This window comes from Streptomyces sp. NPDC048565, from assembly GCF_040650935.1.
In the GTDB taxonomy this organism is placed as follows: Bacteria; Actinomycetota; Actinomycetes; order Streptomycetales; family Streptomycetaceae; genus Streptomyces.
In genome coordinates this window covers 70,254-95,705 of the sequence record NZ_JBEZIH010000031.1, presented here as the reverse complement: position 1 = coordinate 95,705, position 25,452 = coordinate 70,254, and the positions used below count along the sequence as shown (strand labels likewise).

The 25,452-nt window shown below is 69.3% G+C and carries 22 protein-coding genes; 12 read left to right on the top strand and 10 right to left on the bottom strand.

Annotated elements, in window-relative coordinates; genetic code table 11:
* Nucleotides 1-574 (top strand): HAD-IB family hydrolase (locus AB0C75_RS30765; RefSeq protein ID WP_362895018.1); only part of this gene is annotated, 574 nt, incomplete at its 5' end.
* A gap of 334 nt (nt 575-908) precedes the next feature.
* Here AB0C75_RS30765 and AB0C75_RS30760 read toward each other — a convergent pair.
* Entirely contained in the window at nt 909-1,733 is an 825-nt protein-coding gene (locus tag AB0C75_RS30760) for an oxidoreductase (RefSeq protein WP_362895017.1), read from the bottom strand.
* Nucleotides 1,734-1,835: 102 nt separating this feature from the next.
* On the opposite strand from AB0C75_RS30760, the gene AB0C75_RS30755 reads away from it, so the two are divergent.
* A complete protein-coding gene (locus tag AB0C75_RS30755; RefSeq protein WP_362895016.1) occupies nt 1,836-2,831 on the top strand; it encodes an ATP-binding protein in 996 nt (331 codons plus the stop codon).
* A gap of 49 nt (nt 2,832-2,880) precedes the next feature.
* On the opposite strand, the gene AB0C75_RS30750 is transcribed toward AB0C75_RS30755, so the two are convergent.
* On the bottom strand, nt 2,881-4,215 hold the full coding sequence (locus tag AB0C75_RS30750) for a hypothetical protein (protein WP_362895015.1): 1,335 nt from the start codon (nt 4,213-4,215) through the stop codon (nt 2,881-2,883).
* Nucleotides 4,216-4,517: 302 nt separating this feature from the next.
* Between AB0C75_RS30750 and AB0C75_RS30745 the strand changes: the two genes are divergently transcribed.
* The 6 genes from AB0C75_RS30745 (at nt 4,518) to AB0C75_RS30720 (ending at nt 12,858) form a co-directional block, all read left to right on the top strand.
* Complete coding sequence (locus AB0C75_RS30745; protein ID WP_362895014.1) at nt 4,518-7,025, top strand: SulP family inorganic anion transporter; 2,508 nt, start codon at nt 4,518-4,520, stop codon at nt 7,023-7,025.
* Nucleotides 7,026-7,210: 185 nt separating this feature from the next.
* The gene (gene acs / locus AB0C75_RS30740) at nt 7,211-9,178 is read left to right on the top strand and encodes an acetate--CoA ligase (RefSeq protein ID WP_362895013.1); all 1,968 of its coding nucleotides are present in this window, start codon (nt 7,211-7,213) and stop codon (nt 9,176-9,178) included.
* 429 nt (nt 9,179-9,607) lie between these two features.
* Nucleotides 9,608-11,005, top strand: coding sequence for a Na+/H+ antiporter NhaA (gene nhaA, locus AB0C75_RS30735; protein WP_362895012.1), 1,398 nt, complete (start codon nt 9,608-9,610; stop codon nt 11,003-11,005).
* A gap of 39 nt (nt 11,006-11,044) precedes the next feature.
* On the top strand, nt 11,045-11,575 hold the full coding sequence (locus AB0C75_RS30730; protein WP_362895011.1) for a phage holin family protein: 531 nt from the start codon (nt 11,045-11,047) through the stop codon (nt 11,573-11,575).
* On the top strand, nt 11,572-12,549 hold the full coding sequence (locus tag AB0C75_RS30725; RefSeq protein ID WP_362895010.1) for an alpha/beta hydrolase: 978 nt from the start codon (nt 11,572-11,574) through the stop codon (nt 12,547-12,549). Before AB0C75_RS30730 ends, AB0C75_RS30725 begins: the two co-directional genes overlap by 4 nt.
* A 105-nt stretch (nt 12,550-12,654) precedes the next feature.
* Nucleotides 12,655-12,858, top strand: coding sequence for a hypothetical protein (locus AB0C75_RS30720; RefSeq protein WP_362895009.1), 204 nt, complete (start codon nt 12,655-12,657; stop codon nt 12,856-12,858).
* 101 nt (nt 12,859-12,959) lie between these two features.
* Here the strand turns inward: AB0C75_RS30720 and AB0C75_RS30715 are convergent, their stop codons facing one another.
* From AB0C75_RS30715 to nth, 3 genes are all read right to left on the bottom strand, one after another.
* A complete protein-coding gene (locus AB0C75_RS30715) occupies nt 12,960-14,165 on the bottom strand; it encodes a MarP family serine protease (protein WP_362895008.1) in 1,206 nt (401 codons plus the stop codon).
* 91 nt (nt 14,166-14,256) lie between these two features.
* Nucleotides 14,257-14,994 (bottom strand): CoA pyrophosphatase, encoded by a 738-nt coding sequence (locus AB0C75_RS30710; RefSeq protein WP_362895007.1) that lies wholly within the window; start codon nt 14,992-14,994, stop codon nt 14,257-14,259.
* Between the two features lie 216 nt (nt 14,995-15,210).
* Nucleotides 15,211-16,125, bottom strand: a complete 915-nt coding sequence (gene nth, locus AB0C75_RS30705; RefSeq protein ID WP_362895006.1) for an endonuclease III — start codon at nt 16,123-16,125, stop codon at nt 15,211-15,213.
* Between the two features lie 253 nt (nt 16,126-16,378).
* On the opposite strand from nth, the gene AB0C75_RS30700 reads away from it, so the two are divergent.
* Nucleotides 16,379-17,053, top strand: a complete 675-nt coding sequence (locus AB0C75_RS30700) for a Crp/Fnr family transcriptional regulator (protein WP_164258843.1) — start codon at nt 16,379-16,381, stop codon at nt 17,051-17,053.
* Between the two features lie 118 nt (nt 17,054-17,171).
* Here the strand turns inward: AB0C75_RS30700 and AB0C75_RS30695 are convergent, their stop codons facing one another.
* The 4 genes from AB0C75_RS30695 to AB0C75_RS30680 form a co-directional block, all read right to left on the bottom strand.
* Nucleotides 17,172-18,002 carry an MBL fold metallo-hydrolase gene (locus AB0C75_RS30695; protein ID WP_362895005.1) on the bottom strand — a complete coding sequence of 277 codons (831 nt, stop codon included), beginning with the start codon at nt 18,000-18,002 and terminating at the stop codon, nt 17,172-17,174.
* Nucleotides 17,999-18,934, bottom strand: coding sequence for an NUDIX hydrolase (locus AB0C75_RS30690; protein ID WP_362895004.1), 936 nt, complete (start codon nt 18,932-18,934; stop codon nt 17,999-18,001). The genes AB0C75_RS30695 and AB0C75_RS30690 overlap by 4 nt, the downstream gene beginning before the upstream one ends.
* 184 nt (nt 18,935-19,118) lie before the next feature.
* Entirely contained in the window at nt 19,119-19,589 is a 471-nt protein-coding gene (locus AB0C75_RS30685; protein ID WP_362895003.1) for a RidA family protein, read from the bottom strand.
* Entirely contained in the window at nt 19,589-19,747 is a 159-nt protein-coding gene (locus tag AB0C75_RS30680) for a DUF4177 domain-containing protein (RefSeq protein ID WP_019992579.1), read from the bottom strand. Before AB0C75_RS30680 ends, AB0C75_RS30685 begins: the two co-directional genes overlap by 1 nt.
* Before the next feature lie 71 nt (nt 19,748-19,818).
* Here AB0C75_RS30680 and AB0C75_RS30675 point away from each other — a divergent pair, with 71 nt between their 5' ends.
* Nucleotides 19,819-20,853 (top strand): ArsA-related P-loop ATPase, encoded by a 1,035-nt coding sequence (locus AB0C75_RS30675; protein ID WP_362895002.1) that lies wholly within the window; start codon nt 19,819-19,821, stop codon nt 20,851-20,853.
* The gene (locus AB0C75_RS30670; protein ID WP_362895001.1) at nt 20,850-22,298 is read left to right on the top strand and encodes an ArsA family ATPase; all 1,449 of its coding nucleotides are present in this window, start codon (nt 20,850-20,852) and stop codon (nt 22,296-22,298) included. The genes AB0C75_RS30675 and AB0C75_RS30670 overlap by 4 nt, the downstream gene beginning before the upstream one ends.
* 64 nt (nt 22,299-22,362) lie before the next feature.
* Here the strand turns inward: AB0C75_RS30670 and AB0C75_RS30665 are convergent, their stop codons facing one another.
* Entirely contained in the window at nt 22,363-22,743 is a 381-nt protein-coding gene (locus AB0C75_RS30665) for a WhiB family transcriptional regulator (protein ID WP_362895000.1), read from the bottom strand.
* 398 nt (nt 22,744-23,141) lie between these two features.
* On the opposite strand from AB0C75_RS30665, the gene AB0C75_RS30660 reads away from it, so the two are divergent.
* Nucleotides 23,142-25,367 (top strand): transglycosylase domain-containing protein, encoded by a 2,226-nt coding sequence (locus tag AB0C75_RS30660; RefSeq protein ID WP_362894999.1) that lies wholly within the window; start codon nt 23,142-23,144, stop codon nt 25,365-25,367.
* The last annotated feature ends 85 nt before the right edge of the window (nt 25,368-25,452 follow it).

The window sequence follows — 25,452 nt, the reverse complement described above, 5'->3', positions numbered from 1 at the left end:
AGACCTCGTGGCCGAAACTCTGCACGATCTGATCGACCCCATCATCTACGACGAGGCCGCGACCCTGATCGAGGAGCATCACACCGCCGGGCGGGACGTCGTCATCGTCTCGACCTCCGGCGCCGAGGTCGTCGAACCGATCGGGGAACTCCTCGGCGCCGACCGGGTGGTGGCGACCCGGATGGTGGTGGGAGACGACGGCTGCTACACCGGCGAGATCGAGTACTACGCCTACGGGCCTACCAAGGCCGAGGCGATCAGGGCTCTCGCCGAATCGGAAGGCTACGACCTGTCCCGCTGCTACGCGTACAGCGATTCCGCCACCGACGTGCCGATGCTCGAGTCCGTGGGGTACCCGCACGCCGTCAACCCGGACCGGGCACTGCGGCGTGAGGCCACACTCCGGGAATGGCCCGTTCTCTCCTTCGACCGACCGGTCCGGCTCAAGCAGCGCCTGCCCGCGTTCTCGATGCCACCGCGCCCGGCACTCGTCGCAGCGGCCGCATTGGGCGCGGCCGCCGTGACCGCCGGGCTCGTCTGGTACGCCAACCGTCGCCGCGCCGCCACCATCTGACCGTTCCGACCGGCAAGCCATGTCCGACCTGACCGTTTTTGAACATAAAAGTAAAGAAAAGTGGCCGGCGCTTCCGCTCCGCCCGGTCCGGGAGTACAAAGGATTCAACGGCCCGCGAGACCAAGGACATCCGAGAGGATCACCTTTACGCACAGGCCCCACGGACCGAGCACGAAAGCCGAGCACCCACGCGACGTCGACCCGTCGATTACGGGCCAGCCGCACCAGGTGACGGGAAAAGACCGACCTGATGGGCACACACCGAGGACGCTTGGTAACTGGGCGGACGTGCCAGCGGCGGTACCGGAACCGGTACCGCCGCAACCCTTTCCGCTCAGGCCGCGCCGCGCTGGAGCGCCTCACACACCGCCGTGGACTCCCTCACCCCCAGCTCCACCGAGCGCCCGCAGTGGGCGATCCAGGCAGCCATGCCCTCCGGCCGCCCCGACAGATACCCCTCGAACGCCGCCACGTAAGCCGCGCGTCCCTGCTCGGCGTGACCGACTTCGGCAGGGCAGATCGACTTGGGATCCAGTCCGCTGCCGATCAGCACGATGCGCTCGGCGGTCCGGGCGACCAGGCCGTTGTGCGAGCCGAAGGGCCTCAGCGCCAACAGCTCACCGTGCACCACCGAGGACGTCACCAGAGCGGGGGCCGAGCCGCCCGCGATGATCAGCTGCGACAGGCCTTCGAGGCGTCCGGACACCTCGTCCGCACCCGGGACGGGCGCCTCGATCAACGGCTCGTCGACAGGCTCACCCGCCAGTCGGGGCCTGCCGACCGTCTCGTCCGGAGTCGCGCCGCCCGCCGCCACCAGATGCAGGCGCGCCAGGACACGAAGCGGGGACTGCCGCCAGATGGAGAGCAGCTGTCCGGCCTCCGCCGTGAGCCGCAGAGCGGCGCCGATGGTGCGGGCGTCGGCCTCACCGCTGAAGTCGGTGCGCCGGCGCACCTCCTCGAGATTCCAGTCGGCACCCGAGAGCGCAGCCGAGCCGCGGGCGCCGCGCAGGGCCGCCTCCGCGGTGACCTCGTTGCTGCGGCGTCGCATGACCCGGTGCCCGTAGACCCGGTCCACGGCCTTGCGTACGGAGTCCACCGCGTCGGCCACCCCCGGCAGGTCACCCAGGGCGGCAAGCGGGTCCGAGGAAGTCGTACTCATAGGTAAGGAGGCTACGCGCCCCTATTACGGATACCGCCCGGGAGTGGTCTTCTTCACGAAGAGAGACCACAGTGAGCGATGATTCCGCTACCGTAAGTGAACATGAAGATCGCTTTCGTGGGGAAGGGCGGCAGCGGCAAGACCACGCTGTCCTCGCTCTTCATCCGCCACCTCGCTGCCAATGAAGCCCATGTCGTCGCGGTGGACGCCGACATCAACCAGCACCTGGGGGCCGCCCTCGGCCTGGACGAGCAGGAGGCCGCCGCTCTGCCCGCCATGGGGGCCCAGCTGCCTCTCATCAAGAACTACCTCCGGGGAAGCAACCCCCGTATCGCGTCCGCCGAGACGATGATCAAGACGACACCGCCCGGGGAGGGGTCCCGGCTCCTCAGCGTCTGCGAGGACAACCCGGTCTACGACGCCTGCGCCCGCACGGTCCGTCTCGACGACGGGGAGATCCGGCTGATGGCCACCGGCCCGTTCAGCGAGTCCGATCTCGGCGTCGCCTGCTACCACTCGAAGGTCGGGGCGGTCGAGCTCTGCCTCAACCACCTGGTCGACGGGCCGGAGGAGTATGTGGTGGTCGACATGACGGCAGGGTCGGACTCGTTCGCGTCAGGGATGTTCACCCGCTTCGACATGACGTTCCTGGTCGCCGAACCGACTCGGAAGGGTGTCTCCGTCTACCGCCAGTACAAGGAGTACGCGCGGGACTTCGGTGTCGCACTGAAGGTGGTGGGCAACAAGGTGCAGAGCGAGGACGATCTGGAGTTCCTTCGCGCGGAGGTCGGCGACGACCTGCTGATCGGCGTCGGTCAGTCCGACTGGGTCCGGACGATGGAAAAGGGCCGCCCCGCGCCGTTCGAACTGCTGGAAGCGGACAACCGGATGGCCCTGCAAGCCCTGCAGGACGCCGCGGAGGACTCGTACTCATTGCGCGACTGGGAGCGCTACACGCGGCAGATGGTGCACTTCCATCTGAAGAACGCCGAGAGCTGGGGCAACGAGAAGACGGGCGCCGATCTGGCTGCCCAGGTCGACCCCGCCTTCGTCCTGCAGGAACACCGTGCGAAGGCGGACGCCGCCCAGCCGGCCTGAACCGGAGTGAGCGGCGCCCGCGGGTGAGCCCTGCGCCTACGGGTGAGCCCTACTCCGCACTCCCGTCGGCTCCCTTGTCTGCCGACCGATCCGCCGGCCTGGCAGGCACGGGGCTGCTCGCGGGCTTACCCGGGGCTGTCCCCGCGAGGAACGCGGTCCAGCCGGGCTCGGGCTCCTGACCGACCTTCAGCGTCCCGAGCCTGGCGACCGTGGCCGGATCCTGTGCGTCCAGCCAGTCGGCGAGCTGGCGGAAGGAGACGCACCGCACGTCCTTTTTGGTACACACCGTCTTGATCGTCTCCTCGACCGCACGCATGTAGGTGCCGCCGTTCCAGGATTCGAAGTGGTTGCCGACGATCAGCGGAGCCCGGTTACCGCTGTAGGCACGGTCGAAGGCCTGGAGCAGACCGTCCCGCAGCTGGTTGCCCCAGTACTCGCGCTTGTCGGGGTCGCCCTGCGTCGTCGTACCGGACTGGTTGAACATGAAGTTGTAGTCCATCGAGAGCGTCTCGAACGCCCGGCCAGGCACGGGGACGAGCTGCATGGAGAGGTCCCAGAGCCCGTCCTTCTTCGCGGGCCAGACCTGATTGCGGATACCGCTGGAGTCGTAGCGGAACCCCATGGTCCGTGCGGCCGCGACCATGTTCTTCTGCCCCTCCAGGCACGGGGTGCGGGCGCCGATCAGCTCCTTGTCGTAGTCGAAGGGCAGGGGCGCTTCCCTCTTGAGATCGGGGGAGTTCGTCTTCCAGCTCTTCACGAACGACTTCGCCTGGCTGATCTCGCTCTTCCACTCCTCGACCGACCACGTGCCGACACCCCCGTCAGGGCCGCAGAAGTGCCCGTTGAAGTGGGTGCCGATCTCGTTCCCCTCCTGCCACGCCGCACGCAGCTCCGTCAGCGTGTCGTGGATTCCCTTCGCATCGTTGAATCCGATGTCGGAGCTGCCCACCGAATGCTGCGGTGGGTCGTAGAGCTCCTTCTTCTTCTCCGGCAGGAGGTACACGCCGCTGAGGAAGTACGTCATCTTGGCGTCGTACTTCTTCGCGACCTCCCGGAAATGCGAGAAGAGCTTCTGGCTGTCCTCACCCGCACCGTCCCACGAGAACACCACGAACTGCGGGGGCTTCTGGCCGGGCTTGAGCCGCTTGGCCACGGGGAGTTCCGGCTGGGCTCCGGTAAAGGCGGTGGAGCCGTCGCCGATGAGCTCGACCGCTCCCTTGGGCGCCGCTGCAGGAGAGTTCCCCTCGGCGCCCGGGGCGGACTTCTTGCCCGCCCCGGGCGCGGGGCCGTCAGCCCCCGTCCCGGGAACCGAGCAGCCGGCCAGTCCGGCGACCAGGGCCGTGGCCACGGCTCCCAGGGCGATCCGCTTCGCGGCGGCCATCATCCGTCCACCCTCTTCCTTGCAGGATTCGTGCGTTGAAGTACGCCGACACGGCGCGGTCAACCTCACATGCAGCCCTGACGGAATCAGTACGACAAGCCGGATGAAAAGCTGCTTATTCACTGAGAAGAGTGACTCACTGGCCTATTTGCTCGAAAGCATGGACACCTTTCTTTACTCTCCATTACGATTCATTTACGGAGAGTTGAGAAAATCCCGCCGCTTTGCCCCACCGCTGCACGCCGTGAACCACGGCCGCCGTCATTCGCACACCGCGACCGCGCTGCCCCGGAGGAGACGGGAACATGTCTGCCTGCGTCCCTACTCGCAACGACCGCTCATCCCGAAGTTCACGCCCTTCCAGGGCCTCGGGAATCAAGCGTCCGCACAGTCCGCCGTCCTCGCCCCGTCGCGGTCGCTTCCGCGTCTCGGGTGCGGATCTGTCCGCATCGATCACCGTCTTCCTGATCGCCGTTCCCATGTCGCTCGGTCTCGCCGTGGCCATGGACGCCCCACTCGCCGCCGGGCTGGTGTCCGCCGCGATCGGGGGCATCGTCGCCGGACTGCTGGGCGGCACACCGCTCCAGGTCAGCGGCCCCTCCGCCGGACTCACCGTGGTCACGGCGGAGTTGATCCAGATCTATGGATGGCGCACCACGTGTGCCATCACCGTCGGAGCCGGACTCCTGCAGATTCTGCTGGGCTCGCTGAGAGCGGCCCGCAGCGCCCTCGCCGTCAGTCCGGCCATCGTGCACGGCACGCTCGCCGGCATCGGTGTGGCCATCGCGCTCGCCCAGCTGCACATCGTGTTCGGCGAGGTGCCGCGCAGCTCAGCCCTCGACAACGCCCTGTCGCTGCCCTCCCGCTTGACGCACTTCGAGCCGGCCGGGCCCCTCATCGGAGCTCTGACGGTGGCCCTTCTCGTCCTGTGGCCGCGCCTGCCCGGGCGGATCGGCGCGTCACTTGGCAGAATCCCCGCGGCGCTCGCCGCAGTGGTCACCGCGACGGCTGTGGCCGCCGTGGCAACACCTGGCATCGCCAGGGTCGACCTGCCGTCCTGGCGCGCGCACGCACTGCCCGAGCTGCCGCACGGCCCGGTGGCGGCGCTGGCGACGGCGGTGTTCACCGTCATGCTCGTGGCCAGCCTCGAATCCCTGCTGGCCGCCGTATCCGTGGACAAGCTGGCCGCGGACCGCTCCATGGCCACACCCAAGGACGGTTCGGCGCCGTACCCGCCCGTCAAGCGGTCGGACCTCGACCGGGAGCTGCGGGCCCAGGGCATCGCCAACGCGGTCTCGGGCCTGGCCGGAGGGCTCGCCGTGTCGGGCGGCGCCGTACGCAGTTCCGCGAATGTGCGGGCGGGCGCGAGGAGTCGGGCCTCCACCGTGCTGCACGGCGTCTGGGTGCTGCTGGCATCCGTGCTGCTGGTCACAGTCCTCGAGTGGATCCCCCTGGCCGCGCTCGCAGCCCTGGTGATGGTGGTCGGGGTCCAGATGGTCAGCTTCGCCCACATCCGGAAGGTCCACAGACACCGGGAGTTCCTGGTGTACGGCGCCACGATCAGCGGCGTGATTCTTGCCGGGGTGCTCCAGGGGGTGGCGATCGGCATCGTCGTGGCGGTGGCCGTCGCCCTGCACCGGCTGGCACACACCAGGATCACCGTGACGGAGCGGGACGGCCGCTATCTGGTGGCCGCGCGCGGTCAGCTGACCTTCCTGGCCGTCCCCCGGCTCAGCCGCCTGCTCGGCAAGCTTCCCCAAGGAGTGGACGCCGTGGTCGAGTTGGACGGCTTCTTCATGGACCACGCGGCGTACGAGACGATCCAGGACTGGTATGCGGCACAGACCGCGATGGGCGGCCGCGTCGAGTTCACCGGGCGCTCCGGCGGCAGGATCGCCGAGCCCGCGTCGGCCTCGCACTCCTGCTGCCGTCCCTGGACACCGTGGCGCAACCATCACTGCCACGACGGCACGCAGGACATCTCGCCGACCGGCGCCACCGGTGCCTCCCCTGTCGTGCACGCCGTCTCGAAGCTCTCCTCTTCCACTGTCCCGAGAAGTTCCGCCGGCCGTCCGCACGGTGCGCATCGCCTTCTCAGCGGCCTCAGTTCGTTCCAGCGCACCACCGCCCCACTGGTCCGTGACGAGTTGGCCCGGCTGGCTGCCGAGGGGCAACGGCCTTCGCAGCTGTTCCTCACCTGTGCCGATTCCCGCCTGGTCACCAGCATGATCACCGCGAGCGGACCCGGCGACCTCTTCACCGTGCGGAACGTCGGCAATCTGGTGCCGCCTCCTGGCGCCGGGGACGCGGCGAGCGGAGACGATTCCGTGGCTGCCGCCATCGAGTACGCGGTGGACGTGCTGGGGGTCGAGTCCATCACCATCTGCGGCCACTCCGGATGCGGGGCGATGCAGGCCCTGTCGGAGGCCCCGCCGGAAACGCCCGGGACACCTCTGTGGCGCTGGTTGCGGCACGGTCTTCCGAGCCTGGATCGCATGCATTCGCGTCATCACTCCTGGGCGCGCATCACCGGCCGGCTGCCCACCGACGCGGTGGAGCAGCTCTGCCTGACCAATGTGGTCCAGCAGTTGGAGCATCTGCGAGCCCATGGGTCGGTGGCCCGCCGGCTGGCAGCGGGCACCCTTCAGCTGCACGGCATGTACTTCCATGTCGGCGAGGCGCAGGCCTATCTGCTGATCGAGGGCGCCAGTTCGGGTACAGGGCCCGACGAGGTGTTCGTCCGGGTCGCCCCCGGTGCGGAGCACGGCATCGAGGCTCTGCGCACCGCTCCCGGCACCACCGTCAGCGCCTGAACCACTCACATACCCGGTCCGTGAGACCTTGTGATCCCGCTTGGGCAACGCACGGCAGGTGCGTGCCCGAGCGGGCATGTGACTCCCCGTACGGGACACAGGTCTAAACCACTTTCCGGTAGACACTTGTCACCTGGCCCGATGCCTGATGAGCTGTCCTCCGGGACACAACGGACACCCTGGGAATGGGAGATGTCGTGAGCAACGAAAGCCTGGCCAATCTGCTCAAGGAGGAGCGGCGGTTCACACCGCCCGCCGATCTGGCCGCCAACGCCAACGTGACCGCGGAGGCGTACGAGCAGGCCGCGGCGGACAGGCTGGGCTTCTGGGCCGAGCAGGCCCGCCGCCTGACCTGGGTCACGGAGCCGACCGAGACGCTCGACTGGAGCAACCCGCCCTTCGCGAAGTGGTTCGCGGACGGCAAGCTCAACGTCGCGTACAACTGCGTGGACCGTCATGTCGAGGCCGGCAACGGCGACCGGGTCGCGATCCACTTCGAGGGCGAGCCGGGGGACAGCCGCGCCATCACCTACGCGGAGCTGAAGGACGAGGTCTCGCGCGCGGCCAACGCGCTCATCGAGCTCGGTGTCGGCAAGGGTGACCGGGTCGCCGTCTATCTGCCGATGATCCCGGAGGCTGTCGTAGCGATGCTGGCCTGCGCCCGTATCGGCGCGGCGCACTCGGTGGTCTTCGGCGGCTTCTCCGCGGACGCCATCGCCGCCCGCATCCAGGACGCCGACGCCAAGGTGGTCATCACCGCCGACGGCGGCTACCGCCGCGGAAAGCCCTCGGCGCTCAAGCCCGCGGTGGACGAAGCCGTCTCACGCATCGCCGGCGTCGAGCACGTCCTGGTGGTCCGGCGCACCGGGCAGGACACCGCGTGGTCCGAGGGCCGGGACGTCTGGTGGCACGAGATCACCGGCCGACAGTCGGCGGAGCACACGCCCGAGGCCTTCGACGCGGAGCAGCCGCTCTTCATTCTCTACACCTCGGGCACCACGGGTAAGCCGAAGGGCATCCTGCACACCTCCGGTGGCTACCTGACCCAGACGGCGTACACCCACCACGCGGTCTTCGACCTCAAGCCCGAGACCGACGTCTACTGGTGCACCGCCGACATCGGCTGGGTGACCGGGCACTCGTACATCGTCTACGGCCCGCTGGCGAACGGCGCGACCCAGGTCATGTACGAGGGCACGCCCGACACGCCCCACCAGGGACGTTTCTGGGAGATCGTCCAGAAGTACGGCGTCACGATCCTCTACGCCGCGCCGACGGCGATCCGCACGTTCATGAAGTGGGGAGACGACATCCCCGCCAAGTTCGATCTCTCGTCGCTGCGTGTCCTCGGTTCGGTCGGTGAGCCGATCAACCCCGAGGCCTGGATCTGGTACCGCAAGCACATCGGCGCCGACTCCTGCCCGGTCGTGGACACCTGGTGGCAGACCGAGACCGGCGCCATGATGATCTCGCCGCTCCCCGGGGTCACGGCGACGAAGCCGGGTTCGGCCCAGCGGGCCCTGCCCGGTATCTCCGCCACCGTCGTCGACGACGAGGCCAACGAGGTGCCGGACGGCGGGGGCGGCTATCTCGTCCTCACCGAGCCGTGGCCGTCGATGCTCCGCACCATCTGGGGAGACGACCAGCGTTACATCGACACCTACTGGTCGCGCTTCGAGGGCAAGTACTTCGCGGGCGACGGCGCGAAGAAGGACGAGGACGGCGACATCTGGCTGCTCGGCCGGGTCGACGACGTCATGCTCGTGTCGGGGCACAACATCTCGACCACCGAGGTCGAGTCGGCTCTCGTCTCGCACCCCTCGGTCGCCGAGGCCGCCGTGGTCGGCGCCAACGACGCGACCACGGGCCAGGCCATCGTCGCCTTCGTGATCCTGCGTGGGACGGCCACCGCCTCCGAGGAGCTGGTCGCCGAGCTGCGCAACCACGTCGGCGCCACCCTGGGGCCGATCGCCAAGCCCAAGCGCGTCCTGCCGGTGGCGGAGCTCCCGAAGACCCGTTCCGGAAAGATCATGCGGCGCCTGCTGCGTGACGTCGCCGAGAACCGCGAGCTGGGCGATGTCACCACGCTCACGGACTCCTCGGTCATGTCGCTCATCCAGACGCAGCTGCCGTCCGCCTCCTCCGAGGACTAGGGGACCGGAGGACTAGGGGACCGGAGGACCGGACAGGAGGAGGGGCACTCGGAGCGACTCGGGTGCCCCTTCGGTCAGCCCTCAGCCCGTCGGCAGCCGGAAAGCACGGCGGAGATCTACGGCTGCCGGTGCTCCCACCGTGCGGCGGACACCGGATCCGGATACGTTCCGATAGCCCAGGTAGAGTGATGGCTTCGTCGTCATGGTTCGGCCTGGTCCGACGTAACGGCGTCAGCACGAGCAGCACGCACAACAACACGAGCAGCACGTACAACAAGCAGCACGCACGAGCACCGACCACACACAGCAGCACGTGCCAACAGCACAGAAAAATCTCCACAGGGGCGCCGGGAAGTCTGGTCGGCATGTGTATTCGCCATGCCACCACTGCCGTAACCCGACCCGGAGGTCTCCCCCGTGGCCCCGCCCGTGCCCCCAGTCCCCCCTTCCGGCCGCCGCACTCTGCTCGGTCGGCTCTCGCTCCCCGAGCGCAACTACGTCGCCGATGCCCTGCGCACCGAGACGGTCGGCGGTGTCATCCTGCTGGCCGCCGCCGTCACCGCGCTGATCTGGGCCAACACCTTCGGCTCTGCCTACGCGTCCGTCAGCCGTTTCCACTTCGGCCCCGAAACACTGGGACTTCATCTCTCGGTCGCCCACTGGGCAGCCGACGGGCTGCTCGCCGTCTTCTTCTTCGTCGCGGGCGTCGAACTCAAGCGTGAGCTGGTCGCCGGGGAGCTCCGCGACCCCAAGGCCGCGGCCCTTCCGGTCGCGGCGGCGCTCTGCGGCATGGCCGTCCCCGCCGTCGTCTACACGCTGACCGCGGCATTCGGCGGTGGATCCGTCGCCGGCTGGGCCGTCCCCACCGCCACCGACATCGCGTTCGCGCTCGCCGTTCTCGCGGTCATCGGCACCTCACTGCCGTCGGCGCTGCGTGCCTTCCTGCTGACGCTCGCCGTCGTCGACGACCTCTTCGCCATCCTCATCATCGCGGTCTTCTTCACCGAGAACATCGACTTCATTGCGCTCGGCGGCGCCTTCGCGGGTCTCGCCGTCTTCTACGTGCTGCTGCGCACCGGGGTACGAGGCTGGTACATCTATCTGCCGCTCGCCCTGGTGATCTGGGGGCTGATGTACAACAGCGGCGTCCACGCGACGATCGCCGGGGTCGCCATGGGGCTCATGCTGCGCTGCACCCCGCGCGAGGGAGAAACGCAGTCACCCGGCGAGCGCATCGAGCACCTGATGCGTCCTCTGTCGGCCGGCTTCGCGGTCCCGCTGTTCGCTCTCTTCTCGGCCGGTGTCACCCTCAAGGGCGATGCCCTGGCCGGAGTCTTCACCCGGCCCGAAACGCTCGGGGTCGTCCTCGGTCTGGTCGTCGGCAAGACCGTGGGCGTCTTCGGCGGCACCTGGCTCGTCACCCGCTTCACGAAGGCCCAGCTGAACAAGGACCTCGCCTGGGCAGACGTCTTCGCCGTGGCCACGCTGGCCGGCATCGGATTCACCGTTTCGCTGCTCATCGGGGAACTCGCCTTCACCGGCGACGAGGGCATGATCAACGACATCAAGGCTGCTGTGCTCATCGGTTCCCTGATTGCCGCCGTACTCTCCGGTGTACTGCTCAAACTGCGGGTACGCAGATACAGGGCGCTGTACGAGGCCGAAGAGCTCGACGCGGACGGATCGGGGGTGCCCGACGTCTACGAGCAGGACGATCCCGAGTACCACCTGCGCATGGCCGCGGTCCACGAGAGGAAGGCAGCCGAGCACCGTCGCCTTGCCGAACGGGCGGGGGCAGCGAGCAGCAAGCCGGACAGTCCGGCATGATCTGACATCGGATGTACGGAATAAGAGAGGGAGTCAGGGATGAGCGACCCCGGCAACTACGCGGGCAGCACCGACCGCAGTATCGGACAGTTGTTCGCTTCGGCGACTGCTGAGATGTCCGCGCTGGTGCACGACGAGATCGCCCTGGCCAAGGCCGAGGTGCGCCAGGACGTCAAGCGCGGCGTGATCGGCAGCGTGGCTTTCATCGTCACAGGTGTGCTGATCCTCTTCGCGATCCCGGTGCTGAGCTTCGCCGCGGCCTACGGGATCCACAATCTCGGGCTGGGCCTCGCCTGGTCGTTCCTGATCGTCGGCGGTGCGTTCATCCTGCTGGGGCTCCTGCTCGCGCTCTTCGGGTACGCCAAGTTCAAGAAGGTCAAGCCGCCGGAGAAGTCCATCGCCTCGGCCAAGCAGACCGCCGCGGTCCTGCAGGGCGTCAAGCCCCACCCCCGCCCCGCCGTCGGCGCACGGGCGATCGAACAGGCGCAGGGCAGCACGCTCTCGGACAAGGCCATCGAGAGCGGACCTGTTCAGGACGCGGTGCCCTCTGTGACACGCTCGTCCGCATGACCGACCCCGACTTCAGTACATCAGGACCGGTGGGGCCGTTGGGACCGGCAGCCGGTTCCGGCAGCCCTGTCCGCATCGACGGGCCCTGGACCCACCGTGACGTGGCCGCGAACGGCGCGCGCTTCCACATCGCCGAGATCGGTGACGGCCCGCTGGTGCTGTTGCTGCACGGTTTCCCGCAGTTCTGGTGGACCTGGCGCCATCAGCTGACGGCCCTGGCCGACGCCGGATACCGCGCGGTCGCGATGGACCTCCGCGGGGTGGGCGGCAGCGACCGTACGCCCCGGGGCTACGACCCCGCCAACCTGGCGCTCGACGTCACCGGCGTGATCCGTTCGCTCGGGGAGTCCGACGCGGCGCTCGTCGGGCACGACATGGGCGGCTACCTCGCCTGGACCGCGGCAGTGATGCGGCCGAAGCTGGTCCGGAGGCTCGTGGTGTCCTCGATGCCGCATCCACGCCGCTGGCGTTCCTCGATGCTTTCGGACTTCGCTCAGTCCAGGGCCGGCTCGCACGTCTGGGGCTTCCAGCGGCCGTGGGTTCCGGAGCGTCAGCTCGTGGCGGACGACGCCGCTCTGGTGGCCCGGCTGATCCGCGACTGGTCCGGGCCGCGCACCCCCGACTTCCCCGACGACCTGACCACGGACGTCTACCGGCGCGCGATGTGCATCCCCTCGACGGCCCACTGCTCGATCGAGCCGTACCGCTGGATGGTCCGCTCGCTGGCCCGCCCGGACGGCGTCCAGTTCAACCGGCGTATGAAGCGCCCTGTCCGGGTGCCGACGCTGCATCTCCACGGCTCACTCGATCCGGCGATCAGGACTCGCAGTTCCGCGGGATCCGGGGAGTATGTCGAAGCGCCCTACCGATGGCGACTTTTCGACGGTCTGGGGCACTTCCCCCACGAGGAGGATCCGGTCGGCTTCTCGGCCGAACTCATCAACTGGCTCAAGGACCCTGAGCCCGACCGGTAGTCGGTGGGCACAGTTGTCCGACGAACAGCCAATTGCCTGCCGCATAAGCCAATTGGCTGACTCGCGCACGATTACTGACCTTGGGTCACGGGCAGACGTCGGGGTATGGGCTGGACGCGCGACTTCAATGACGCAGCACGCAACCGCCGCTCGACCGCTCCTGCTGGTCCGAGCGTTCATGAGGGGGGCGGCTCCCCGAGCCGGGTGCACGATGTGAGCGATTTCCACGATCTCCGGCTGGGCATTCCGCGCATTCTCCACCGCCGGGCCCGCTGGGTCTCGGCACGCCTGCGCCATCCCCGTGGATGAGACGGCCGCCGTCCCCGTGGATGAGACGGCCGCCGTCCCCGTGGATGCCGCCGCCCCGCGCACGTCGCCATGGATGAGGCGCCGGCCGCCGCGCGCAGAACTCAGAGCGCGCAACCCTGGCTGTCGACCTGCTGGGCCGTGGACTTGCCGAGCTCGATGTCCTCGCGGATCTCGTCGGCCGTCAGCGCGTAACCCGTGTCGGGGTCGTCGAGCGACTTCGCGAACACCACTCCGTACACCTTCCCGTCCGGAGTGAGCAGCGGGCCGCCGGAGTTGCCCTGGCGGACGGTCGCAAAGAGCGAGTACACATCACGCCGCACGGTGCCCCGGTGGTAGATGTCCGGGCCGTTGGCGTCGATACGGCCCCGGATGCGTGCGGAGCGTACGTCGTAGCCGCCGTTCTCCGGGAAGCCGGCGACGATGGCGCTGTCGCCGCTGGCCGCGTCCTTGTCGCTGCCGGTGAAGCTCAGGGGCTTGGCGTCCAGGTCAGGGACGTCCAGTACGGCGATGTCACGCTGCCAGTCGTAGAGGACGACCTTGGCGTCGTACAGCCGGCCCTCGCCGCCGATCTGGACGGTCGGCTCGTCGACGCCGCCGACCACGTGGGCGTTGGTCATCACACGGCGGTCGGAGAAGACGAAACCGGTTCCTTCGAGGACCTTGCCGCAGCCCGGCGCCATCCCGACGACCTTGACGATGGACTTCTTGGCACGGGTGGCCACCGGGCTCCCGGCGAGCGCCGGATCCGGGGCGTCGACCTCGGTGATGGGCTCGTTGGCGAAGGGGCTGAAGACCTGCGGGAAGCCGTTCTGCGCGAGGACGGACGAGAAGTCCGTGAACCAGGTGGAGGCCTGATCGGGCATCACCCGCGAGACCCCGAGCAGGACCGAGGAGCTGCGGACCTCCTTGCCCAGCGTCGGCAGTGAGGTGCCGGCCAGCGCGGAGCCGATCAGCCAGGCCACCAGGAGCATGGCCACCACGTTGACCAGGGAGCCGCCCGTGGCGTCCAGGGCGCGTGCGGGCGACCACGTGATGTGCCGGCGGAGCCGGTTGCCCAGGTGCGTGGTGAATGCCTGGCCCACGGAGGCGCACACGATCACGATCACGACCGCGACGATGGCCGCGGTGGAGGAAACCTCGGATCCGTCGGTCACCTGGTCCCAGATGATGGGCAGCAGGTAGACGGCCACGAGACCGCCGCCCAGGAAGCCGATCACGGACAGGATGCCGACGACGAAACCCTGGCGGTAGCCGATGACCGCGAACCACACGGCGCCGACGAGCAGCAGGATGTCCAGCACGTTCACCGTCTATAGCCTCGCAGATTCGTCACCTGGCCCGTCCGGTTCGACGGGGTCCGGGCCAGGCCCGGAACAGCGCAGCACGGGAGTCAGCCTGTCATGCGCGCCAGTCGAGCGGCACCTGCCTGGTCCTGTCCCAGGGGCGTTCCCACCCCGCGAAGTGCACAATCCTGTCGATCACACCCGCTGTGAATCCCCAGACCAGAGCCGATTCGACCAGGAACGCGGGGCCTTGGTGCCCGCTCGGGTGGACCGCCGTCGCGCGGTTGGCGGGATCCGTGAGATCGGCCACGGGGGCGGTGAAGACCCGGGCGGTCTCGGCAGGATCGACGGCTCCCACCGGGCTGGGCGTCCGCCACCAGCCGAGGACAGGCGTGACGACGAAGCCGCTCACCGGGATGTAGAGCCGGGGCAGCACACCGAAGAGCTGGACACCGCTGGGATCGAGTCCGGTCTCCTCCTCGGCCTCCCGCAGCGCGGCCCTGAGGGGCCCGGTGGTGGTGTGGTCGCCGTCCTCGGGGTCGAGGGAGCCCCCGGGGAAGGAAGGCTGGCCGGCGTGGGAGCGCAGGGAACCGGAACGCTCCATCAGGAGCAGCTCAGGGCCGCGCTCGCCCTCGCCGAAGAGAACCAGGACGGCGGACTGGCGCCCGGCCCCGCTCTCCGGCGGCAGGAACCGGCTGAGCTGCTGCGCCTGCACCGTGCGCGCCGCTCGGGCCACGGGATCGAGCCAGGCGGGCAGGCCGTCGGTGGTGACGGTGAGCGCGCTGCCGTGGGGCGCGCCCGTACCGTCGGTGGCCGCGTCAGCCGCGGCCCGTGTTCCTTGTGCGTGCGTCATGGGCACCCCCGTCGTTCCAACGCCTGTCGTCGGTCATTTCGTTCCGCACGGGGCCGCGCCTGGCGGGCGGGGCGCAGGACGCCCATGCGCGCAGGGCGGGCGGTTCGCAGGACGCCCATGCGCGCCGGGCGGGCGGTTCGCAGGACGCTCACGCGCGCCGGGCGGGCGGTTCGCAGGACGCTCACGCGCGCTTGGCGGGGCGGGAGCGAAGGGCGCTCACCCGGCTCCCAGCGGCGGTGCGGGGCTGCCCGGATAGTCCGGGGGCGGGCTCAGGCGCTGGCCCGGATAGCCGCCCATCTCGTACTTCAGGAGCTTCTTCGCCTTCTCCGGGTCCGTCTCGCCCTCCCCGTAGGCCGGACAGAGAGCAGCGATGGGGCAGGCTCCGCAGGCGGGCTTACGGGAGTGGCAGATGCGGCGGCCGTGGAAGACCACCCGGTGCGAGAGCATCGTCCACTCGCTCTTCGGGAAGATCGCGGCGATCTCCGCCTCGACCTTCTCCGGGTCCTCCTGCTCGGTCCATTTCCAGCGCCGGACCAGCCGGCCGAAGTGCGTGTCCACAGTGATTCCGGGGACGCCGAACGCGTTGCCGAGGACGACGTTGGCCGTCTTGCGCCCGACGCCCGGCAGCTTCACGAGATCAGCGAGACGCCCGGGTACCTCACCGTCGAAGTCGTCGCGCAGAGCGGCCGACAGACCCATGAGGGACCGCGCCTTGGCCCGGAAGAAACCGGTCGGCCGGATGATCTCCTCCAGCTTCTCGGGCACGGCGGCGGCCATGTCCTCGGGCGTCGGGTAGGCAGCGAAGAGGGCCGGGGTCGTCTGGTTGACCCTCAGGTCGGTGGTCTGTGCGGAAAGCACCGTGGCCACCAGGAGCTCGAACGGATTACGGAAGTCCAGCTCAGGGTGGGCGTACGGATAGACCTCGGCCAGCTCGCGGTTGATCCGGCGGGCACGGCGGACCATCGCGAGATGCGACTCGGGCTTCGCGGGCTTGCCGGAGGCCACTCCCGACGCTGCTCCTCGCACCCCTCCCGCCGCCGCTCCTCGTCCTGTTCCCGACGCCGCTCCCGCTGTCGCTCCCGACGAGCGACTTGCGGCATTTTTCTTACTTCGTGCGACCTGTTCGCCCACAGCGGAATTCCCGTCTCCCGACACCCCATCAGCCCCCTCGGCCCGTGCCCCCACCGGCGTCACGGACACTCGGCCAGCCTAGAGCCAGGGGCTGACATCCGCCCCGGTCACCGCGTATCCACGCCCAATCGGCCCCCTGCCGTAGGGTCCGGCACGCCCGTGCGTCAAACTGGTTTGTGATCGATCGCACTGTTTTGCCGTCCGGCATCATGGAAACGACGCTTCCCTGAACAGGCCGACAAGGAGAGAACTCGTGGACGACGTTCTGCGGCGCGCCCCGCTTTTCGCGGCGCTCGATGATGAGCAGGCCGCGGAGCTCCGCGCCTCGATGAGTGAGGTGACCCTCGCACGCGGAGACGCGCTGTTCCACGAGGGCGACCCGGGCGACCGCCTGTACGTGGTCACCGAGGGCAAGGTGAAGCTCCACCGCACCTCCCCCGACGGGCGGGAGAACATGCTGGCCGTCCTCGGCCCCGGAGAGCTGATCGGGGAGCTGTCCCTGTTCGACCCGGGCCCGCGTACCGCGACGGCCAGCGCGCTCACCGAGGTCAAGCTCCTCGGCCTCGGTCACGGAGACCTCCAGCCCTGGCTGAATGTCCGCCCCGAGGTGGCCACCGCGCTGCTGCGCGCCGTCGCCCGCCGCCTGCGCAAGACCAACGACCAGATGTCCGACCTGGTCTTCTCCGATGTGCCGGGCCGCGTCGCCCGTGCGCTCCTCGACCTGTCGCGCCGCTTCGGCGTGCAGTCGGAGGAGGGCATCCACGTGGTGCACGACCTGACGCAGGAGGAGCTCGCCCAGCTGGTCGGCGCCTCCCGCGAGACGGTCAACAAGGCACTCGCGGACTTCGCGGGCCGCGGCTGGCTGCGACTCGAGGCGCGCGCCGTGATCCTCCTGGACGTGGAGCGGCTGGCGAAGCGTTCCCGCTGACGCGTCCGACTGACGCGTCCGGCCGACGCATCCGGCTCACGCGTCCGGCCCAGGCGTCCGACAAGGCCCCACCGGCCGGTGGGGCCTTGTCGTGTTCTGCTTCTGCGGGCACGTCGGGTCAGACCGGACCGTGCTCGCCGAGGTACTCCAGCTGAGCCCGCACCGACAGCTCCGCCGCAGGCCAGAGGGAACGGTCCACGTCCGCGTACACCGCCGCCACGACCTCGGCGGGCGCCCGGTGCCCCGCCTCCACGGCCGTCTCCACCTGGGCCAGCCGGTGTGCCCGGTGAGCGAGATAGAAGTCGACCGCGCCCTGCGCGTCCTCCAGCACCGGCCCGTGCCCCGGAAGCACCGTGTGCACCCCGTCGTCGACCGTCAGCGAGCGCAGCCGCCGCAGGGTGTCCAGGTAGTCCCCGAGCCGGCCGTCCGGGTGCGCGACGACGGTGGTTCCGCGCCCGAGAACCGTGTCGCCCGTCAGCACGGCCCGGTCGGCGGGCAGGTGGAAGGAGAGCGAGTCGGCGGTGTGTCCCGGGGTCGGGACCACCCGGAGCTCCAGGCCGCCCGTAGTGATCACGTCACCGGCCTCGAGTCCCTCGTCGCCCAGGCGCAGCGCCACGTCCAGGGCGCGCACCTTCGTACGGGTGAGCTCGGCGAAGCGCGCGGCGCCCTCCGCGTGGTCGGGGTGTCCGTGCGTGAGCAGGGTGAGGCCGACCCGCCTGCCCGCACGCTCCACGGTGTCGACGACGACCCGCAGATGTACGTCGTCGAGCGGGCCCGGGTCGATCACGACCGCGAGGTCGGAGTCCGGTTCCGCGACGATCCAGGTGTTCGTGCCGTCCAGGGTCATCGCCGAGGCGTTGGGTGCCAGGACGTTGACCGTACGAGTGGTGGCGGGCCCGGAGAGGACCCCGCCCCGCGGCTGCCCGGGCAGTGCGGCCGCGTCGCTCATGATCCACCGCCCGTCGGGACGTGCTTGGTGAACTCCTCGCGCCCCGGCCAGCTCAGCACCAGCTCATCACCTTCCATACGGGCCTCTGCCAGCACAGGAGCCAGTTCCTGGGAATCCGCCCCCTTCAGCGCTTCCGCGGCCGTCCCGTAGGGCCTCAGGGCCCGCAGGGTGGCCACGGTGGGCGGCATCATCAGCAGTTCGCCCCGGTCGTAGCCGTCCGCGGCGTCACCCGGCCGGATCCACACCGCCCGGTCGGCCTCGGTGGAGGCGTTCCGGGTGCGCTGCCCCTCCGGGAGCGCGGCCACGAAGAACCAGGTGTCGTAGCGCCGTGGCTCGAAGGCCGGGGTGATCCAGCGCGCCCAAGCGGCCAGCAGGTCGGATCGCAGCACCAGGCCACGGCGGTCGAGGAAACCCGCGAAGGACAGCTCACGGGCGACGAGGGCCTCGCGGTCGGCCTCCCAGTCGGCGCCCGTGGTGTCGCTCACGACGGTGTCGGCCGTCGGCCCGGCCAGCAGGACGCCCGCTTCCTCGTACGTCTCACGGACCGCGGCGCAGACGACGGCCTGCGCCTCTGCGAGGGTGCCGACACCCAGCCGGCCGGCCCAGGTCTCCAGGGACGGTCCTGCCCAGCGGACGAGGTGGTCGTCGTCACGCGGGTCGACCCCGCCACCCGGATAGGCGTACGCGCCGCCGGCAAAGGCCATGGAGGTGCGCCGGCGCAGCATATGGACGGCGAGGCCGGTGGCCCCTGTGGTGCCCGTGGTGCCGTCGGCGGGTACGCCGTCGCCCCGTGCGCCGCCGTCCCCCGGCTTTTCGTCGCGGAGCAGCATCACCGTGGCCGCACGCCTGGGGGTCACGGCTGTCAGCTCGCCGCTGGCGAGTGCCCTGATCCGGGCGGGCCATTCCGGTGGGTACCACTGACCGTTGGACATGGCCGGAGGCTATCCGGAACCGCGTCGATGTTCGAGGGCCCCGGACATCGAATGCCTGCCCCCTACACGTACGCACACCGTCCGTACGCGCATGATCCCGCCCGGTCGCGGGACCGGGCGGGATCGGGGCGCTACGGGATCGGGCGAGGGGACTACGGGATCGGGCGGACGGAGAAGTGCCGGCTCAGGCGTCGACGAGCTCGACCTGGACCTCGACCTCCACCGGTGCGTCCAGCGGCAGGACCGCGACGCCCACGGCGCTGCGGGCGTGCACGCCCTTGTCCCCGAGGACCGCGCCGAGCAGCTCGCTCGCACCGTTGACGACACCTGGCTGCCCGGTGAAGTCGGAGGCGGAGGCGACGAAGCCCACGACCTTCACGACCCGTGCGATCCGGTCCAGGTCACCGGCGACCGACTTGACCGCCGCCAGGGCGTTCAGCGCGCAGGTCTTCGCCAGCTCCTTGGCCTCGTCCGCCGTCACCTCGGCACCGACCTTGCCGGTCACCGAGAGTGTGCCGTCCACGATCGGGAGCTGGCCCGAGGTGTAGACGTACACCCCCGAGCGCACGGCCGGCTGGTACGAGGCGAGCGGCGGAACGACGTCCGGGAGGGCCAGGCCGAGTTCGGCGAGCTTCGCCTCGACGGCGCCCGCCACTACGGCTTCTCCCTCTTCAGGTAGGCCACGAGCTGCTCGGGGTTGTTCGGCCCGGGAACGACCTGGACCAGCTCCCAGCCGTCCTCGCCCCAGGTGTCCAGAATCTGCTTGGTCGCGTGCACGAGAAGGGGCACGGTCGCGTATTCCCACTTGGTCATGAGCCGACTGTAATGCCTGGCACAGGCGGGCTCGTGCGTAGCCTGCCTGCCGACTGGTTAGGCTCGAAGACGTGAGCAGGTTCCAGGTCGTCAGCGGCAAGGGCGGGACCGGTAAGACCACGGTCGCCGCCGCACTCGCGCTCGCCCTCGCGACCGAGGGCAGGCGCACTCTCCTCGTCGAGGTCGAGGGAAGGCAGGGCATCGCCCAGCTCTTCGAATCCGAGCCCCTCCCCTACGAGGAGCGCCGGATCGCCGTGGCGCCGGGCGGCGGGGAGGTGCATGCCCTGGCGATCGACGCCGAGCGCGCCCTCCTGGACTACCTCCAGATGTTCTACAAACTCGGCAGCGCGGGCCGGGCGCTGAAGAAGCTCGGCGCGATCGACTTCGCCACCACCATCGCCCCGGGTGTGCGGGACGTCCTGCTGACCGGCAAGGCCTGCGAGGCCGTACGCCGCAAGGACAAGCAGGGCAGGTTCGTCTACGACTACGTGATCATGGACGCGCCCCCCACCGGCCGCATCACCCGCTTCCTCAACGTGAACGACGAGGTGGCGGGGCTGGCGCGGATCGGCCCCATACACAATCAGGCGCAGGCCGTGATGCGGGTCCTGAAGTCCCCCGAGACCGCGGTCCATCTGGTGACGCTCCTGGAGGAGATGCCGGTCCAGGAGACCGCGGACGGCATCGCGGAGCTCCGGGCCGCCGAACTGCCCGTGGGCCGGGTCGTCGTGAACATGGTGCGGCCCCACCTGCTGGACGAGGACACGCTGCGCACGGCCTCGGGAGGCCGCCGCAAGGAGATCGCCAAGACGCTCACCCGGGCCGGCGTGACAGGTTCCGCCGCACTCGTGCGGCCCCTCGTCGAACAGGCCGCCGAGCATGCCCAGCGCGTGGGCCTGGAGCGTGAGCAGCGCGCTGTACTGGCCGGTCTCGGGCTGCCCACGGCCGAGCTCCCGCTGATGGGCGAGGGCGTGAGCCTGTCCGCGTTGTACGAGCTGGCGGAGGAGTTCCGTAAGCAGGGGGTCGGGGACGAGACCGCGGGCCCGGCGGGGCAGGCGCCCCGGGGCGGGAAGCGACGCGGCTCCGGACGAGGGGCGGGCGCATGACACCCGGCATGGAGAACGCACCGGGCTCGGAGAACGCACCGGGGCTGGAGACCGATGCGCTCCTGGACGACCCGGAGATCCGTATCGTCGTCTGCTGCGGCTCCGGCGGTGTGGGCAAGACCACGACCGCGGCGGCTCTCGGCGTACGGGCGGCGGAGCGCGGTCGGAAGGCCGTCGTCCTCACCATCGACCCGGCCCGTCGGCTCGCCCAGTCCATGGGCATCGACCAGCTGGACAACATCCCGCGCCGGGTCGACGGCATCGGGGGCGAGGGCGAGCTGCACGCCATGATGCTCGACATGAAGCGCACCTTCGACGAGACCGTCGAGGCGCACACGGACGCCGAGCGTGCCCGCGCGATCCTGGAGAACCCCTTCTACCAGTCCCTGTCGGCCGGCTTCGCGGGCACGCAGGAGTACATGGCGATGGAGAAGCTCGGGCAGCTGAGGGCACGCGACGAGTGGGACCTGATCATCGTCGACACCCCTCCGTCCCGCTCCGCACTGGACTTCCTGGACGCGCCTAAACGTCTCGGCTCGTTCCTGGACGGGAAGTTCATCCGACTGCTGATCGCCCCGGCGAAGATCGGCGGACGGGCCGGGATGAAGTTCCTCAATGTCGGCATGTCGATGATGACGGGGACGCTCGGCAAGCTGCTCGGGGGGCAGTTCCTCCGTGACGTACAGACCTTCGTCGCGGCGATGGACTCCATGTTCGGCGGATTCCGTACCCGGGCCGATGCCACGTACAAGCTGCTCCAGGCCCCCGGCACCGCTTTCCTGGTGGTCGCGACGCCGGAGCGGGACGCCCTGCGTGAGGCGGCGTACTTCGTGGAACGGCTGGCCGCGGAGGAGATGCCGCTGGCGGGTCTGGTCCTCAACCGGGTGCACGGCAGCGGGGCCGCGCGGCTCTCCGCGGAGCGGGCGGTGGCCGCCGCAGAAAATCTTGAAGGCGTCGGCATTGTGGATCAGACGGCCGGGAAGGCTGGCCTTGGTGACCCGGAGGACCTGGTGGCCGACCCCTCTCCCGAGGCCCCGGAGTCCCCGCTCTCCCCCGAGCCCAGCAGCAGCGAGCACGCCCCGCACAAGCCTTCACAGCAGGAGCCGCCCCCGTACGACCGGACGACGCGCGCCGCCGAGCCCGAGCCCCACAGCAGTGGCCGAAAGTCGCCTGACCCGTCCGGACCACCCACGCACACGGAATCAGACACGGACGAAGCATCCGTCGATCAGCTGACCGCTGGGCTGCTGCGGCTGCACGCCGAGCGCATGCAGGTCGTCGCGCGCGAGCAGCACACACGGGAGCGCTTCACCACGCTCCACCCCGAGGTACCGGTGGCCGAGGTCGCCGCTCTGCCCGGTGATGTGCACGATCTCTCAGGCCTCAGGGCCATCGGGGAGCTGCTCGCGACCGGTTCCGCTTCCACCCCGGCCGGAGCCGCGTAGGACCGCGCTCCAGCGCCGCCGGGCTCCCCAGGAACAGCCCGTGCGGTACCGCACACCGCCCATCTCACCCCACGGCGGCGAAGGTCTCGTGCAGTTGGTCGTCGCGCAGATCGTCGTGGTCGTGCAGGCCGTCGTCCAGGCCCACCGCTGCGGGCAGCATGCCCGTGGACCGCTCGTACTCACTGCGCGCGGTCTCCAGCAGGCGGCGCCAGGACGTGACGGTGGGCCGTCGGCGCAGCAGCGCGCGGCGCTCCCGCTCCGTCATTCCGCCCCACACGCCGAACTCGACGCGATTGTCCAGCGCATCGGCCAGGCACTCCGTCCGCACCGGGCATCCGGTGCACACCGCCTTGGCCCTGTTCTGCGCTGCCCCTTGTACGAACAATTCATCCGGATCGGTAGTGCGGCAGGCTGCCTGCGCACTCCAGTCGGTTACCCAGCCCATGCCGGCGCCGTCCTCTCCCGAATCGAGGCTCCCCCACGGCGGCAGCGGCATATTCACCGCCACCAGTTGAGGACGTTACGGAAGGCAGGCACGGCACAACACCCCCTTCGGGCCCAATCTTGAATGGTCCGAACGGACTATGCGTACGCGGCAGATCACCCAGGGGAGTGATGGGGAGACATGCGGGACCTTCCCGGCGCAATCGGGACAGAAACCTCAAGTCACAACAGACATTCTGTGACACACGAGGCGAATTCGGGAACGCCGCGACAGGTGGCTGAATTCCATTGAGGTCCGTGCAAGGGGGTTGATGCACAATCGGACTGCTGTGACAGTTGAGAGCAGCTTAGGCCAAGGCCTATACGCGTGTCCGGCGAATGAGAACGTAGGCTGCCCCCATGCCAAAGAAGCGCTCAGGCGGGGGTCTGACGACGACCCAGCAGGCCGCCAAGTTCCTCGGTGTCGCCGCGCTCGCCGGAGCTGTGCTGGCAGGCATCGCGCTGCCGGCCGCCGGCGCACTCGGGCTCGCCGCCAAGGGGACCGTCGAGGGATTCGACGAGATCCCTTCCAATCTCAAGACTCCGCCGCTGAGCCAGCGGACCAAGATCCTGGACAACGAGGGCGGCACGATCGCCACGGTGTACTCGCGTGACCGCACCGTCGTCCCGCTCAAGAACATCTCGCCGTACATGCAGGACGCGATCGTCGCGATCGAGGACTCGCGCTTCTACGAGCACGGTGCCGTGGACCTCAAGGGCATCCTGCGCGCGATGAACCGCAACGTGCAGGAGGGCGGCGCCTCGCAGGGCGCGTCGACGCTCACCCAGCAGTACGTGAAGAACGTCTTCGTCGAGGAGGCGGGCGACGACCCGGAGAAGGTCGCCGAGGCCACTCAGCAGACCATGGGCCGCAAGGTCCGGGAGCTGAAGTACGCGATCCAGGTCGAGGAAGAGCTCGGCAAGAAGAAGATCCTGGAGAACTACCTCAACATCACCTTCTTCGGGCAGCAGGCCTACGGCGTCGAAGCGGCCTCCATGCGCTACTTCTCCAAGCACGCCAAGGACTTGAAGCTGGAGGAGGCCGCGATGCTGGCCGGCCTCGTCCAGTCGCCGACCCGCTACGACCCGGTCAACGACACGGAGGAGGCGACCAAGCGTCGCAACACCGTGCTGCGGCGCATGGCTTCCGTCGGCAGCATCTCGCAGGCCGAGGCCGACAAGGCCATCGCCACCCCCATCAAGCTGGCGGTCAGCAAGCCGAACAGTGGCTGCATCACCGCCGTCAGCGGCGCCGGGTTCTTCTGCGACTACGTACGCAAGACGATCCTGACGGACCCGTCCTTCGGTAAGACCGAGGACGAGCGCGCCAAGCTCTGGAACCTCGGCGGTCTGACCATCAAGACCACGCTCTCGCCGCGCGCGCAGAAGGCCGCCGACACGGCCGCGACCTCGAAGGTCTACAAGGACGACAAGGTCGCCGCCTCGGTGGTGCAGGTCCAGCCCGGCACCGGGAAGATCCTCTCGATGGCCCAGTCCAGGCCCTACGGCCTGGACCAGAACAAGAACGAGACGGTCCTCAACCTCGGCGTCAGCAACAAGATGGGCGGCAGCACCTACGGCTTCCAGGTCGGCTCGACCTTCAAGCCGATCACCGCCGCCGCCGCCCTGGAAAAGGGCGTCAGCCCGGCGCAGAGCTACTCCACCGACTGGAAGATCTCGCTGCCGCTGAACTCCTTCCGTACCTGTGCGGGATCCCCGACCGGCAGCAGCAACTGGGACCTCCAGAACGAGATGGAGACCGAAAAGGGCAGCTGGGACATGACGAGCGCGCTCGGCAAGTCCATCAACACCTACTTCGCCAAACTGGAGCAGAAGGCCGGTCTCTGCGAGACGGTCGAGATGGCGAAGAAGGTCGGCTACGAGCGCGGCGACGGCAAGGAGATCGAGGAGAACGCCTCGATCACCCTCGGCGGTGAGGTGAGCACCCCGCTGTCGATGGCCTCCGTGTACGCCACGTTCGCCAACCGGGGCACCTACTGCACGCCCGTCGCCCTGGAGTCGATCACCGACCCCAACGGCAAGAAGCTCGGCGTACCGCAGACCAAGTGCTCCCGCGCGATGAGCGAACCGACGGCGGACACGATCAGCCAGATGCTCAAGGGCGTGGTCGAGGACGGCACCGGCACGCGGGCCGGGCTCACCGACCGTGACAACGCGGGCAAGACGGGTACGACGAACGACCGCCTCGACGCCTGGTTCGTCGGCTACACGCCGAACCTCTCCACCGCGGTCTGGGTCGGCGACGACATCGGCGAGAAGACCACCAAGATGTACGACATCACCATCGGTGGCGAGTACTACGAAAAGGTCTGCGGTGGCTGCCTTCCCGGTCCCATCTGGAAGACGGCGATGAACGGCGCGCTGGACGCCGGAGAGACCCCGGCCTTCCACCCGATCTCGGTGCCACGCGCCAAGGAGAAGGGGAAGGACAAGAACAAGGGCCGCGACGAGGACAACGGCGGGAACGACAACAACGACAAGCCCGGCACCGACGCCATCGGCGGCATCACCCTGCCGCCCGGTGTCATCGGCGGGAACGGCGGCGGCAGGCACGGCGGGCACTGACCGCCCGGATCACGCCACGACGTCATGAATGAAGGAGGGGCGCACCCGGCCGGGTGCGCCCCTCCTTCATTCGTCGTCCACCGGC

What these genes read in the sequence shown, in the direction of transcription:
- AB0C75_RS30750 (WP_362895015.1), bottom strand. Translation starts at nt 4,215, where the DNA reads ATGATGGCCGCCGCGAAGCGGATCGCCCTGGGAGCCGTGGCCACGGCC.
- AB0C75_RS30760 (WP_362895017.1), bottom strand. Translation starts at nt 1,733, where the DNA reads ATGAGTACGACTTCCTCGGACCCGCTTGCCGCCCTGGGTGACCTGCCG.
- AB0C75_RS30725 (WP_362895010.1), top strand. Translation starts at nt 11,572, where the DNA reads ATGACCGACCCCGACTTCAGTACATCAGGACCGGTGGGGCCGTTGGGA.
- AB0C75_RS30695 (WP_362895005.1), bottom strand. Translation starts at nt 18,002, where the DNA reads ATGAGCGACGCGGCCGCACTGCCCGGGCAGCCGCGGGGCGGGGTCCTC.
- AB0C75_RS30665 (WP_362895000.1), bottom strand. Translation starts at nt 22,743, where the DNA reads ATGGGCTGGGTAACCGACTGGAGTGCGCAGGCAGCCTGCCGCACTACC.
- acs (WP_362895013.1), top strand. Translation starts at nt 7,211, where the DNA reads ATGGGAGATGTCGTGAGCAACGAAAGCCTGGCCAATCTGCTCAAGGAG.
- AB0C75_RS30730 (WP_362895011.1), top strand. Translation starts at nt 11,045, where the DNA reads ATGAGCGACCCCGGCAACTACGCGGGCAGCACCGACCGCAGTATCGGA.
- AB0C75_RS30755 (WP_362895016.1), top strand. Translation starts at nt 1,836, where the DNA reads ATGAAGATCGCTTTCGTGGGGAAGGGCGGCAGCGGCAAGACCACGCTG.
- AB0C75_RS30710 (WP_362895007.1), bottom strand. Translation starts at nt 14,994, where the DNA reads ATGACGCACGCACAAGGAACACGGGCCGCGGCTGACGCGGCCACCGAC.
- AB0C75_RS30745 (WP_362895014.1), top strand. Translation starts at nt 4,518, where the DNA reads ATGTCTGCCTGCGTCCCTACTCGCAACGACCGCTCATCCCGAAGTTCA.
- AB0C75_RS30680 (WP_019992579.1), bottom strand. Translation starts at nt 19,747, where the DNA reads ATGACCAAGTGGGAATACGCGACCGTGCCCCTTCTCGTGCACGCGACC.
- AB0C75_RS30690 (WP_362895004.1), bottom strand. Translation starts at nt 18,934, where the DNA reads ATGTCCAACGGTCAGTGGTACCCACCGGAATGGCCCGCCCGGATCAGG.
- AB0C75_RS30660 (WP_362894999.1), top strand. Translation starts at nt 23,142, where the DNA reads ATGCCAAAGAAGCGCTCAGGCGGGGGTCTGACGACGACCCAGCAGGCC.
- AB0C75_RS30670 (WP_362895001.1), top strand. Translation starts at nt 20,850, where the DNA reads ATGACACCCGGCATGGAGAACGCACCGGGCTCGGAGAACGCACCGGGG.
- AB0C75_RS30720 (WP_362895009.1), top strand. Translation starts at nt 12,655, where the DNA reads ATGGGCTGGACGCGCGACTTCAATGACGCAGCACGCAACCGCCGCTCG.